The following is a 13,848-nucleotide window of genomic DNA, read 5'->3' as shown; positions in this document are numbered from 1 at the left end:
TGGCGACTCGCCCAACTTTTAATTCATAGGAGATTTCCTACTTAGGGTTTACTGCACAACTCCAAAACCATTATCTATCAATGCTTTGAGTAACATGGACATTGGATCATCTTCAAGGACATAAGGTAAAACTCTTTCATACCCTTACACCGCTATCAGGGAAAATGTATCATTGCTCCCTCAGCTTCCCCTGCTTCCCCTGCTTCCCCCGCTTCCCCTGCTCCCCCCGCTCCCCCCGCTCCCCCCGCTCCCCCCGCTTCCCCTGCTTCCCCCGCTCCCCCCGCTTCCCCGGCTCCCCCTGCTTCCCCCACCGCCAATCTGCCCCCAACAGGACGATTCCTACAAGCAGAGCTAATCAATGATAATAGTTTTTTATATTTGCACCGCCGCTAAATTGGGTTAAATTATGAATAGAGACAAACAAACCACACACACGGAGCAAATCCAACCATGTATACCACCTACCAAAACGGACTGATCAATTCCACCCCTGTTGAAGCCAAGACAAACCCCATCACCCCTCCCACCTCGCCCCAACAACCCATCAAGCCACTGCAAACCATCAAGCAATGGTTAGAGAACATCGAAATTCACAACCCCACCAAAGCTAGATTCTTCTGCAAAATGATTCCCGCCCAATGTCCCTTTGAACGCGATATCTGTTTCCTTGGGCGTCGGGTTGCTCACATTCCTCCCTTGTGCAAACTCAATCCTTTCTATGATGAATTTGTTAGCCTTCGCTTTCGCGCCCTGTGCTACTTGGCTGATCAATGTGGGGAAGATATCAGTGCTTATTGTTAATCATTTGTCATTGGTCATTCGTCATTCGTCATACCAAATCTACTTCAGTAACTCCCTTGAACACTTAGATTCTTTTGCCTTAGAACCCTCTGCCCTCTGCCTTCTACTATACATCCATAACTCGCTGCAAAAATGCCCACTTATCGGCAATCTCTTCAATAATCTTAGCCGTCGGTTTTCCCGCACCATGACCCGCCTTAGTTTCAATGCGAATTAAGACCGGATTATCCCCAGAATGTGCCGCTTGTAACGCTGCTGCAAATTTGAAACTATGGGCTGGAACCACGCGGTCATCATGATCCGCCGTCGTAATTAATGTGGCTGGATAAGCCGTTCCTGGCTTGAGATTATGTAACGGAGAATAGGCATAAAGCGCCTTAAACTCCTCTGGATTCTCCGGTGAACCAAAATCAGAACACCATGCCCAACCAATCGTAAACTTATGGAAGCGCAGCATATCCAGAACCCCAACAGAAGGAAGTGCAGCACGGAATAAATCAGGACGCTGAGTCATACAAGCCCCGACTAATAAACCACCATTACTTCCGCCACCAATTGCTAGTTTTTGCGGACGAGTATATTTATTCTCAATTAACCATTCCGCCGCCGCAATAAAATCATCAAACACATTTTGCTTGTTCAGCTTTGTTCCCGCTTGATGCCAATCTTCGCCATACTCTCCACCGCCTCGGAGATTCGGAATCGCATACACGCCTCCCATCTCCATCCACACCAGATTACTAATCGAAAAGCTGGGAGTTAGGGAGACATTAAACCCACCGTAACCATAGAGATAGGTGGGATTATAGCCATCCAATGCTAACCCCTTTTTGTGGGTAATAAACATCGGCACTTGTGTCCCATCCTTACTCGGGTAAAACACTTGCCGCGTTTCGTATTGAGTCGGATCAAAGTCTACGGTTGGTTGGCGAAATAGGGAACGTTCCCCGGTTACCATATCGTAGCGATAAATTGTGGCTGGGGTGGTAAAACTGGTAAATACGTAAAAGGTTTCCGTATCATACCGCTTCCCGCCAAATCCCCCGGCTGAACCAATTCCCGGTAATTCCACCTCCCGAACAAAGGCACCATTGAGGTCAAAAATCTTAATCGAAGAACGGGCATCTTTGAGGTAATCGGCGACAAACTGGTTATTCAGAACACCGACATCTTCTAATGTTTCTTCAGCTTGGGGAATCAGTTCTTGCCAGTTCTCCCGTTCTGGGTTATGAATATCAATGGCAATCACCCGACCTCGTGGGGCGTCTAAGTCAGTTTGAACCCAGAAGATTGACCCGTCATTATCAATCAGACTGAAATTCGCTTCAAATTCTGAAATTAATTCGACGATAGGAGAATCGGGAGTTTGTAAGTCTTTGTAGAAAACCAGATTTTTTGGATCAGTTCCTTGACTAACATAAATAATCAGATAATGCCCATCTTCTGTTACTGATCCATTAAACATCCATTCTTTCTGGTCAGGGCGATGATAAATTAACTGATCATCGGATTGGTCTGTGCCGAGTTTGTGATAATAGAGTTTGTGATAATAATTAGCATCTTCTAATTTTGTGGCATCGTTGGGTTCGTCATAACGGCTATAGAAAAAGCCTTGATTATCCGTTGTCCAAGATGCACCGGAAAACTTCACCCATTTGAGATGATCGGATAAATCTTCTCCGGTTTCCACATCCCGCACTTTCCATTCTTGCCAGTCGGAACCGGAGGTAGATAAACCATACGCCATGCGGTTCCCGTCGTCACTAATCGCGATACCTGATAGGGCGATAGTCCCGTCTTCGGAGAGGGTATTGGGGTCAATCAGGAGTCTGGGTTCTCCATCGAGAGAGGTTAAGGTGTAGAGAACGCTTTGGTTCTGCAGTCCGTTATTTTTGAAATAGAAGTAGCGGTTCCCTTCTTTATAGGGAATGCCATATTTTTCGTAATTCCAGAGTTTGGTGATGCGCTGCTTCAGGGATTCCCGTTGGGGGATGTCTTCGAGATAGCCGAAGGTGACTTTATTTTGCGCTTCTACCCAGGCTTTGGTTTCGTCAGAGTCGGGATCTTCTAACCAGCGATAGGGATCAGCGACGTTCGTGCCATGATAGTTGTCTACTTGATCAGCTTGGCGGGTGGTAGGGTAGGTCAGAGGTTGGTGAGAAGATGGCATAGTCTCGAATGTGAGGCAGCGTTTTCTAGTGTAGCGCTCTTTGGGGAAGGGTTAGGAAGCGTGTGGAGGATGGGGTGCGATCGCGTAAAGATTACCATAAGTTGTCATGCATTTAAATTGGGTATTAGTAGCGAGCTTTCCGGCTCGCATTACAAAGATTTCACCATTGTTAACATTAAGGTCTAAATGCCGAACAGTTTACCAGAACACAAGTAACGTAGGGTGGGTTAGGCGGGATTTAAACGGAAGCGATAACCATTTAATGAACAATCCGCCGTAACCCACCGATGTTAACTGGGAAGTGTATTATTTAATTTAATCAAAGTTCTATCGGTATCCAATCCCCGATGGAATGAATAGCACAGAATTTAGTCAGAGCGATCGCGAATTACAGAAAGGTCAGGATGCCGATGACTGTTAGGGGAATGATTTAGAGTGGGGATAATTGCTTCATTGCAGTATTCGATGAGTGTTTCAGATACAATCTTCTGGCATTTGTTGGATAATTTCCATTGTCCTAACGCTGACAGTGCAGACTCGTTGGAGCAAATCAATCACCTGTTCTTTGTAATCGGCAAACTTGTAGGTATTAAATTTTTCGCGGATGGTAGGATCTCTAGGTTTCTTCTCTTTGTATTGGTCGAGAATCCATTCTAGAGCGGAGCGGTTGCCCAATTTATAATCCCAGGCAATAGCGGGAACACCTGTGAGTTGGGTGTTTTCATCCAAGATGATCACGCCCTTCGTTTTGTCGGCTTTGAGTTTGACTTTAGGGGTGGCTTTGGTGGCGATTTCGTTGCGAGTTAAACCGTAAAGTTCGGCGGTTTCATAGGTAAGATGCAGATTCATCAAGGCTTTGCCCCAGGTTGCCCATTTATGGAAGTCAACATAGAAGGGTAGGCGGGGAAATTCACGTTTGAGGTTGATTTCGTATTTGGTGCGGTAGGCGGGATGGTGGAAAACGGCGTAGGTGTAGTGGAAGATGTCTTGTTTGGTGATAGTGGTGTCGTTGTAGTGTTTATGGAATTGGGTTAAACCCCAGTCGGTGATGTTGTCGATGCGGTTCCCGTTTTCGTCATAGCGATAGAGGGGAAGACAAATTGTGTCACCAATTAGGTGTAAGTCTACACATTGGTTTGTAGCTAAAGTTCCAAATGGTTTGGTTCGACCATTACTACACGCAATAAAACAATTCTTACGGATCGTAGATTTTAAGCTTTTGAGCAGTACTATCGGCAACATAAGTTTTGCGAATTTGCTCGTCTACTGCTTTGTAACAACGATTTTTATTATTATCATTTTCGCTTTTTTGGTTTGCATAGTAAGGTGGATTTCCAATAATCACTGAAATATTACGACTATTTTGCTCCTGGATTCGTGCTGTATTTTGCACACTCATAGCAAATAGATCAATCTGCTTCCCTTCAAATCCGCAATGCTCTAACGTATCCACCAAGCAAATATTCTTAAACTCTTCATACTGCCCCATCTTTTGCTGATAGGTAAATTCAATATTCAAATTAGCAATGTAATAAGGCAAAATCGCCACTTCATTGCAGTGGATTTCGTACTTATATTTATGTTCCAGCTTATCTGGCGGCAAATATTCGATCAGTTCGGTCACATAGGTTCCCGTACCCGTACAAGGGTCAAGAATCTCCACCCCCGGATCACTCAGTAATTTGCCAAAGTGCTTATGCACAAGATAATCCGCACTCTCAATCATAAAGCGGACAATTTCATTAGGCGTGTAGACAATGCCCAACCGATCTGCTGCCTTGGGGTTATACGCCTTGTAAAAATTCTCGTAGACTGCTTTGAGAAACTTCTGCTTTTCGTGGTGGTTAGCGATGTTTTCTGACTTACGACGAATCACCACATAATAGTGTTCAATACTCTTGAGAGTATTCCTACGAATGGTTTCCGTGAAAAACGTGTTGATAATTTCCGACAGTTCCCGCGCAATATTGTTTTCCCGATGAAACTGTGACTCATGGAAAATATTGGTAAAAATATCCTCCGTAAGAATGTGCTGAATTAACATCTCATGGATGTCAAAAATCTCGATTTCGGGGTTGATAGACTGGCGACAGACTTCCAGAAAAGTGTTGCGGCGTTCCCTAAATTCTCTATTGCTGGCTTCCTGTTGAGTGATAATGTCCCGCAGAGCTTTCAGAATGTGGGGAATGTCTTCTTTAAACTTGTTGATAGCAGAGCGAAAGTCCCGCACTTCTGGGCGTTCGTATTCCACAAAAGTGGTAATCAGACCATCCAAGGCTTCGGCATCTCTCATAGAGACGCGCAACTGCTCTCGACTGTGCTGAATCAGGACAGCACTTTGGGAGTCTTCAAACAGAATGGGAAGTGGAATAGTCGCCATGATGTAGGGGCGGGTTTAGTCACATCGGGGTTAGGCGAAGAAACGATAATAGTAAAACCCGCCCCTACAGATGTACCATGACACCTCTGGAACATTCCCACACCCGATTCCCCTCTCTGGTTAATTTCTTTCTACTGATCAATATTGTCCCTCCTGAGATAGTATCCTTTCTACAAAAAGAGGGACTTGGTTACTTAACTTCCTGAGTATATCCTTCACAGTATGGGGTGGTCGTTTAAGAGCTTCTGCTTGCTCTTTGATAATCTGTAACAGTGAGCTTGCTGTACAATTTTCACAAAGCTCAAGCAAAAAATCGTCTGGATGCTGTGCCTCAACCCCAAAAGGTTCAAGAGAATTCTGGGGAAAATCCTTCAAGTTGAAGGTAACAATTACTTCAGCTTTTGCCTTGACCGCAGCCGCCACAACATGGCGATCTTTCGGATGATTGGTCATCAGGTTGACTAACTGATCAGATAGTTCAACCATTGCCTCTGGAAATGCACTTTTTATGTGTGACTGGTATCGTGCTGCTTTAGCCTCTGTCATTTTTTCCTGCTTGACCAGATTACGAGTCACCTCATCTAGTATTTCTTGGGAAAAGTAAGGACGATAAAATTCTGCTTCAGCCGCACGGAGTAAAGTATCACACAAGGGCATTGGAAAAATAACACAAGCATCTAAAACAACTCGATGAAGCACAATATTTATCGCTCGATTTCATGACTTTCCTGATCATAAAACCCTTCATCCTCCAGGAAAGCCGTAAATTCACTGAGGTGCTGGCGACGTTGAGCATCTCGTTGTTGCTTGTATGCCATGATATCTTGGGAGCGAATACGCCGATGCGCTCCAACTTTTGTGTAAGAGATGTCTCCCTGTTCCAGCAGTTTGATCAGATAAGGGCGCGACATATTTAAGAAGTCAGCCGCCTGTTGAGTTGTCATTTCACGATCATTGGGAACAAGGGTTATCCCTTGCCCAGATGCCATTGCGTGTATGACTTGCCGTAGTGCTTGGTAGACAGAATCAGGCAGTAGAATCTCTTCTCCGCTGCTTCCTACCAATCGGGGCTGTGATTTCTGTGCATTCAAAAGGCGTTCTAACCGTTTGATATGTGATGTTTCACGCTCCTCAGCCATAAACTGCACAGAAGTCTTATGTTCTTTCGGCATGATTCTTGCGTAAGATAAAGAATTAGGTGTAAGTACCGAAGTACAGTATATAAACCCTATTTACACCGTGTATACACGGTAAAAGATACATTCAGTATAACGATACCGCCAGATAATCGCAATATCCGAAACAAAAGTTACGTTTGACAGAAATCTCTCACGTCTTTCACCTCAAACCCTAATGCCTCCGCCACTTGTTCCACACTCAACCTATTACCTGTTTCCCGTTCCCTCAGCGAAGCTTACAGCGCTTTCCTCTGCTATGAGGTACAACATCAATCTAGCAGTTTGAGGGATAGCGGGCTAATACTGTACTCCATAAGAGCGCGAAGCGCTGTAATGATTCAGGTATAGAGAAAGATATGATCCCAAATGTAATCGATTAATCGTTTAGCATCATTTAAAGGCAGAACCTGACAACATCCTCGCTTATCTTTCGTCAATAACGGAATTTCCGGGAGACTTGCCGTATCTTTGCCATCTTGCATCAGTTTACCCCGAATATTCTCTAAATTATGAATCGGACCATTGATATCAAAATCAATCTTTGTGCCAAACTTATTATCCATCCAACTTTCAATTCGGTTGTCCAACTGTGCAGGAGTTAGGGGATTCTGGCTAATTAAAAGATGGTAATAAACTAGAATAATTTCTTTACATTCCTCCTCTTCCGCCGCATCAATTAAGGCATGAAACACGCTGGCATTATTTGCCATATTCTTAAAAAACAGGGTTTCGGTCACAGTTTGGCGGAATTTAATCTGCTTACTCTTATAATTGCTATACTGCTTATAGGCAAAACCCCCTAATGTCACCAGTAGCGATAACACAGCAACGAGGACGGGCATAATATCCCGGACATCCTCTTCACTTGCCTGAATCGTGTCCAGAACCGATGGTCCCATGGTAAAAAATAAAATAGCTGCAATCACAACAAGAAGTTTAGGCAGAACTCTCAAGATGACTGGAATAGCAGCGCCAATAGCCGGAACGATTAAGAAGAGGCGGTCTTTCCAGGTCATGCTAATTTTGATATTGGGGAAAAGGAGTTCCAAGTCAAACTTAGGGATATTCTTGTAAAAATAGAGATACATCTTCCCTGGTGTGAACTGGAGAGAATCTAGTTCATCGCCTTTGTACTTGAAATAATCGGCGTCTTTGAATTTGATCAATAAAACAACTCGTTCAAAAAGATTTATTGTTTTGTCTTTTTTCTTTAAAAACTTTTTAACCTGAATTGTTTTTTCATAATCTCCGCGACAGTAGCAGACGAGTTGGCCAAATTCATCAAAATCAACATCAGTTTTCAGTTGAATTAAGGACTTTTCTTTAAAGGCGCGTTGTAAACTATTCGGAGATAGAGGCACATAATTGGCGCGTTCGAGAATCGTCTGAAAGTCGGTCACCACATTCGCTTCGCGTTCGGCTAACTTATCGGGAGTGAGTTCAATCCTCGATTGAGTATCAGCATCAGGGTTGAACGGATCATAATTATCCTTTAACCGTTCCAAATAAGCATGAAATTTAAAATGATAATAGGCGGAAAGTAGCGTGCAGAATTCTCGGAACTGTTGCACCTTCTCGTGAGGCAACTGTCCATCGTCTAGGCACAGTTCGATTAAGTCGCTGCGGCGATAGGGAATAAACGCTTCTCGGTCTTGATAAGTCGCCATATCTGACAATAGACTAAGTAGTCGGACTTGCATTAAAGTTTACGGTTGAGACTAGGGAACAGGGAACAGAAATGATCCTTCGCTTCGCTAGTCGGACATGGCGCGTGATTGTGTAGGGGCGGGTTTCACCACTATCCTGTCCTTAGCACCTAGATGTAACTAAACCCGCCCCGACTGAGTGCGAGAGTTTTGACCCTTCGCTTCGGAAAGAGAGCATGGTTTTGACAATCTTTAACTCAGTCCGACAAAATTGATGTCCAGGTACTTATTTGACAGACACAAACCCAGCACCAATTCCTTGTGACGGGTCGCGAAGCCTGATATTTTTAATCGGTACGGCTGAACAGGGTAACGGAGATGCCCAACATCGGACTGTCCAGTCGGCTGGATAGACATAAGTCACATCATTTACTTGATCAGATACTAGATTAACACTGGGTAAGGGAGGAGGTAAAATCAATCGTGATTGAGCATTGCCCTGAATCAGACCAACGGTAGTTAAGCCAAGGAAAAATAGGGAAGTCAACAGGATTGTTTGAGGTTGTTTTAGGGTATGAGTGAATCGAAACAGCGGCTGGGTCAATTTAGAGGGAATTTTCTCAAACAAAGTTTGACCATATATCGCCCCAAATAAAGCTGGAATAAGCAGAAAATAGCCCAAGCCAAACCGAATTAAAGGACTTTGCAGCATAATAAATGTAATGCCGAGTAATCCCAATAATACTATCCAGGTAGTCCCTAATTTGAGGTGTTTTCTAAAGTTTCGGAATATAGGGATAGAGAAAACAATAACAAAAATTGTGATAAACGCCATTATTTGAGACTTAACCGAACCTTTTAGCCATCGCCAAACACCTAAAGCTATAGCTGTCACTCCCGACTCATTTGAATCCGAAAACACCCACCAAAACTTGATGGGCTTAGTTTCCTTTATGGCTTCTTCGATGGGAACTGACCAAGGCAGGTCTAGGCACATAAAGGTTGAAGGATACAGGGGGCATCCGGATGTGGTCAGGCTATATAAAACCATGGGTGATAGGATTAATAGAGTAATAGCACTGCCTGTCAATAGCCGCTTAATTTGTAGTTCCAACTGATTACCCATCAGATAAAAAAGAAATCCTATGGGGAGCAGAGGTAGCGCCGAAAGCTTAACAGTTACGGCTCCGGCTGATAGGATTAGGGGAATAGTTTTGGCATCGAAGAGAGGCATTTTGCCATCACTATTCCCTAACGAAGACTGAGCGCTGTTGGAAATAACTAGAATTGACCAGGCTGTCACGCCAATAAGAAACGCTACGGTTACATCAGGGGAAAATGAAATAAGTATTGGTGAACCCGTCAACACGGTTCCTGTATAAACGAGAATGGCGATCGCTGAAAATATCAGTAAAAACCAGTCCGATAAGCGTCCTTTGCGGCTGACTATTTGATTCAGCGTAATTAGAGATTGTAAAATAGCGATAAGGAAGACAAAACCATTGGTAATTGCACTGACTCGACTGCCAAAAATTGGCGATGTAAGTGGTGCAGCGAGAGCAAACCAAGAAGAGGTAAAGCCAAACTTACCATGAATGAGTGCTAATCCATTAACCGCGCCAAATTGAGACATCCAACGGATAGAACCAAAGTGATAAAGTCCGGTGTCAAACCAGACTATTTTTTGACTGGTAAAAGCGGCAATAATTAATTCTAAGGTAATAAATCCAACGATAAAGCTGGGAGAAAGAAATGAGCGCACCGCAGCCAGTTCACGCCGGGTTGACTGAGACAGAAGAGATACGGCGACTAAACCGACGACAAGGACAAAGCCAACGGCGCTGGATAACGGTAAAATCAGGGAGGTTGCCAGCATAGAGACGCACAGGACAACGATTCCCAGCCAGACGGCGGCGATGAAGCGATCGCCTCTACGATCAATGCGATCGGCTTTCAACCGATTCACAATAGCTGTGCCAATTGAGAAACAAACACCAATCAGAAAAAGCCAGGTAATCATAAAATAAAGCATTCAGCACCTCTAGTCATGACTAGCGCGATCGTTGCTATTTCTCATTTTCATCTACTTTACGCCCAAAAGGTACGTTATTAGACCGCGTGGACTGTAGCAATTTTATTGCTAGTGCCACATTGTTATAGGCTTCCAGATGACCGATGAGGGCGAGTCGATCAAATTAATAGGCTTTCCCATACCAGATAATCCAGCGACTCGCCCCTACAGGACATACTTACCAGTTTCGTCATAACTAACAATCACGCCTCCTGGTTCAGAAATAGCATTGGCTGGAAAAGCATCACGCAAAACAAAGATGAGAATATCTGCATCTGAATCATATTTAACATTCATCAGTTTACCCCTGCCAGTATCGATTGACTTGATTTGTCCAGTACAAGGTCAAAATTCGTTTGGTGTTACCAATTTCAACAAAGATAACTCTCAGTAAACCCCCTCCACGCCTAGATTGTGCAATGAAGACATTATCTTCTACTATAACTTGTTGAGGATTCATCAAAACTGTTTCAAGTTCTTCGCGAGTGCTCTCTAATCGTTGTTACCATTGTTGCTGACGCTCCTGTGCATGTCTTGTCCAAGCAATCTGCCTTTCTGTGTATTCTACTCATCGAGTTCCCAAGCTTTTAAATAGTCTGCCAATTCTATAAAATTGCGCCGGATTCACATAGTATATAGTTTTGTATCCCGTATGTTGTACTTCAATTTGACGTGTATCTTGTAGTACAATAAGCTCAGGAAGGTTGCCAGCAGGGAGACACACAGGGCAACAATTCTTAGCCAGACGGCGGCGATGAGGCGATCGCTAATCAAGTTGTAGCGTTAATCGCACCCTGTTTGGAACTATCTCCCCAAAAATTTGAACCATCAACCATGAACCATCAACCATGCAACAGGTAACCAGTAGGCTACATGAAAACAATTTCCAAGATAACGTTGATTGCCTTCTTATGGATTACCGTCATCAACTCAGGAACATTGGGTGTTCTAGATACAGAACTCAGGTTGCAGATGGCTCATAGTTGGTGGACAGGAACCGAAGAAGTACAAGTTGCTCCCGATTATAAACCCAGAGGACGAACCGACATTCGTTTAGGAGTCGTCGGCGTTGGGGGTAAGCGTTACATCGCCTATGAACCGGGACAGTCTATGCTGATGCTTCCGGGTGACTGGTTAGGAACTCAGCTTCATCAATGGTTTCCCATATTACCCGCGAAGGATTTTCGAGCTTTAGTTGTCAGTCTGTTAATTTTTATCCCTTTAAACGTGGCGGTTGTTGTCTCCTGTTTCTGGTTACTTAGACTGTTTAAATTTGAAGAACGAATCGCGGGTTTAGCGAGTATTGCTTGGTTACTGGGGACAACAGTTTTGCATTACTCTCAAGTTCATCATCAGAATAATCAAGTCCTGCTATTTGTTACTCTCGGTTACGCTAATGCACTGGCTTTTCTACTGCGCCAAAACCCTCGTTTTCTGATCTGGAGTGGACTAGCACTGGGGGCAGCTATGCTGATCCGGGTGACCAGTGCTATTCATGCCTTCACCGTAGTCTTGTTCTTATTCGGCTGTGCTGCTTATCAAAATCGGAATACGCGCAAAGTTATTAAAGTCATTGGATTGTGGATTGTCGGTTTTATTCCCTTAGCTTTCCTCGGACGCCTTTTGGACTACATTCGCTATGGTAATTTTTTAACCCATGGACAAAGCTTACAATTGCATCAAATCAACCCCGAATCAAATTCATCGAATGCACCTAAAATTGATATGCCTGATGAGTTTTCCAGAAATCGATATCCTGGACTCTGGGGCGTGTTTTTTTCGCCAGCCAAAAGTATTTTTATTTATGATCCATTATTACTACCGGGCTTGGTGTTAGCGATTAGATTTTGGCGGCGACTTTCTCCCTACCTACAGTGGTATCTGGTGACGGGAATCCTCAACGTGGGTATCCATATCATTCTCACCAGTCGTCTCAGTTTTTGGCACGGGGATAGCGCTTGGGGAGCAAGGTATCATCTGACGTCTGTTCACCTATTACTTATTCCCCTGACGGGTCTGTTTATCCAGCATCTTCTATCGGCTAAAGGGGTAAAAGTGTGGCTACTACGAGGAATCCTCTCATTAGCGATTCTATTCCAAATTGCGTCGGTGGCAATGCCGATGAACTTAGAAATTTATCAAGCTAACGTAGGAATGCCGGGGTCTCGGCTTGAATTACGTATTGGTCAGCGTTTGATTAATATTGTTTGTTTGAGCAACGGCTCATTGTCTAAGTTTTGTGTCAATAGTAATCCGGACAAGAGACCCTATTTAAACCATTTGAATCACCTCAATTTTCTCCCGTTTACTCTTCGTCAAGAGGCTGCCAATAATCCGGATTTAGGTAAAGTTTCCCTAGTCTTCTTGATTGTTTGGGGATTAGTATTAATTCTCGCTATTGGCACGACGCTATGGTTCTGTGGTTTTGGGTAAGTCACAAGCACAGAATTAGTTCAATCCTCTCTAACTAATTAATAGCAGTACTCCGTTGAGCAACCCCAATTGAACAAAAATGATCAAGTCCTGGCTGGTTGGCGGAAACGAATCAGTGTAGCCACAAACCACGCTAAAGCAAGAGGAAGAACTGGATACCAAATCGTTCTCCAATTAATTAGACCATTCAAATGAAACAAAGTACGGATTCCTAAGTCACTGTGCCATAGCAAGCCCAAGATAGTTGCTACAAAGAGCGCTAGAAACGTTAACACCTTTGGCGATACCGTAGGATCGCCCAATTCTTGTCTGCGAGAGGGAAAGAAAAAATCTTTAATTGCCTGCCAGTCAATAAATAGGCAATATCCGATTAAAATAGGCGTAGTCGTTACGACTAGCCAGAGTGCATTAATAGCATGAAATATCAGTGTCATGGATACAATCAGGTCTCTTACCTTTCGATTGATCACAGACAAAAAGAAAAAGGTTTCAAAAACAAGTGTATTGACATGTGCCGCCAGGTATATTAATGGCATTTGAGAAATAAAGGGAGCCAACCTATTTAAATGTAAATTGTATATTGCCGCCTCAATATTTCTATTGAGAAAAAAGTTAGCCATCATATCAGAGTGCCTAAGCCAGGCACCTCCAAAACCCATCTTAAAAACTGCCGAACCGAAGAATAAGATTGAAAAAACGATAAGCAGGGCGCGAGCAGGCAAGAAATAGTCCCAATTAGAAGCGTGAGGATCAACCTGAGTTCCACTTTTGTGTCTCCTGAGCATTGAGTCTATGGAGTAGGTGTGTCCCCAAGCGTTAATGATAGACATGAAGAAGGGAATATAAAATACCATAGGTAGCAACGTTCTTTTCCCATCTACAGCCGCCGATAACGCTTCCAGCAAACCGCCAATTAACAGGACAGAGACAGTCGCCATTCTTGTTTTATAGCCAAAAGCCAACAAAACCAATGCAGCAACTAGAAATGACTCAAGGGTATTCCCCAGTACTAAAATTAGCAGGAAAATTTGGCTCTCTTAGACTGGTTATGGCAAATTAGCAATTTAAATGAGCTTAAACCCTTAAGTAGCAAAGGCTCTAACAGAATCAAAAGCCTGTTTTATTAGAATTGCTTTTTTTAATCTCCATGATTCTTGCGTAGCAAGGAT

The 13,848-nt window shown here is 43.6% G+C and carries 10 protein-coding genes and 2 pseudogenes; 2 read left to right on the top strand and 10 right to left on the bottom strand.

Annotation, left to right across the window (positions count from 1 at the left end):
* Positions 1-155: 155 nt before the first annotated feature.
* A complete protein-coding gene (locus RIB93_RS22510) occupies positions 156-359 on the bottom strand; it encodes a hypothetical protein (RefSeq protein ID WP_446375813.1) in 204 nt (67 codons plus the stop codon).
* A gap of 91 nt (positions 360-450) precedes the next feature.
* On the opposite strand from RIB93_RS22510, the gene RIB93_RS22505 reads away from it, so the two are divergent.
* Positions 451-801: a Mo-dependent nitrogenase C-terminal domain-containing protein gene (locus tag RIB93_RS22505; protein ID WP_446375811.1), complete on the top strand. Its 351-nt coding sequence runs from the start codon at positions 451-453 to the stop codon at positions 799-801.
* 106 nt (positions 802-907) lie between these two features.
* On the opposite strand, the gene RIB93_RS22500 is transcribed toward RIB93_RS22505, so the two are convergent.
* The 8 genes and pseudogenes from RIB93_RS22500 to RIB93_RS22465 form a co-directional block, all read right to left on the bottom strand.
* Positions 908-2,971 (bottom strand): prolyl oligopeptidase family serine peptidase, encoded by a 2,064-nt coding sequence (locus RIB93_RS22500; RefSeq protein WP_446375809.1) that lies wholly within the window; start codon positions 2,969-2,971, stop codon positions 908-910.
* Positions 2,972-3,445: 474 nt separating this feature from the next.
* Positions 3,446-4,141: pseudogene (locus RIB93_RS22495) on the bottom strand (type ISP restriction/modification enzyme); the annotation flags it as partial.
* Positions 4,142-4,172: 31 nt separating this feature from the next.
* Positions 4,173-5,330 (bottom strand): annotated as a pseudogene (locus tag RIB93_RS22490) (N-6 DNA methylase); the annotation flags it as partial.
* 159 nt (positions 5,331-5,489) lie between these two features.
* Positions 5,490-6,050 (bottom strand): PIN domain-containing protein, encoded by a 561-nt coding sequence (locus RIB93_RS22485; RefSeq protein WP_446375807.1) that lies wholly within the window; start codon positions 6,048-6,050, stop codon positions 5,490-5,492.
* A gap of 5 nt (positions 6,051-6,055) precedes the next feature.
* Positions 6,056-6,523 (bottom strand): helix-turn-helix domain-containing protein, encoded by a 468-nt coding sequence (locus tag RIB93_RS22480; protein ID WP_446375805.1) that lies wholly within the window; start codon positions 6,521-6,523, stop codon positions 6,056-6,058.
* Between the two features lie 344 nt (positions 6,524-6,867).
* Positions 6,868-8,229, bottom strand: coding sequence for a TMEM143 family protein (locus RIB93_RS22475; protein ID WP_446375803.1), 1,362 nt, complete (start codon positions 8,227-8,229; stop codon positions 6,868-6,870).
* Positions 8,230-8,461: 232 nt separating this feature from the next.
* Positions 8,462-10,195, bottom strand: coding sequence for an LIC_10190 family membrane protein (locus RIB93_RS22470; RefSeq protein WP_446375801.1), 1,734 nt, complete (start codon positions 10,193-10,195; stop codon positions 8,462-8,464).
* A gap of 216 nt (positions 10,196-10,411) precedes the next feature.
* Positions 10,412-10,543 carry a DUF2283 domain-containing protein gene (locus RIB93_RS22465; RefSeq protein WP_446375799.1) on the bottom strand — a complete coding sequence of 44 codons (132 nt, stop codon included), beginning with the start codon at positions 10,541-10,543 and terminating at the stop codon, positions 10,412-10,414.
* 576 nt (positions 10,544-11,119) lie between these two features.
* Here RIB93_RS22465 and RIB93_RS22460 point away from each other — a divergent pair.
* On the top strand, positions 11,120-12,679 hold the full coding sequence (locus RIB93_RS22460; RefSeq protein ID WP_446375797.1) for a hypothetical protein: 1,560 nt from the start codon (positions 11,120-11,122) through the stop codon (positions 12,677-12,679).
* Between the two features lie 83 nt (positions 12,680-12,762).
* Here the strand turns inward: RIB93_RS22460 and RIB93_RS22455 are convergent, their stop codons facing one another.
* Positions 12,763-13,617 (bottom strand): hypothetical protein, encoded by an 855-nt coding sequence (locus RIB93_RS22455; RefSeq protein ID WP_446375795.1) that lies wholly within the window; start codon positions 13,615-13,617, stop codon positions 12,763-12,765.
* Positions 13,618-13,848 lie beyond the last annotated feature (231 nt).

The sequence above is a fragment of the Coleofasciculus sp. D1-CHI-01 genome (genome assembly GCF_040218875.1).
Taxonomy (GTDB): domain Bacteria; phylum Cyanobacteriota; class Cyanobacteriia; order Cyanobacteriales; family Coleofasciculaceae; genus Coleofasciculus.
This window is presented reverse-complemented; position numbering and strand designations above follow the sequence as displayed.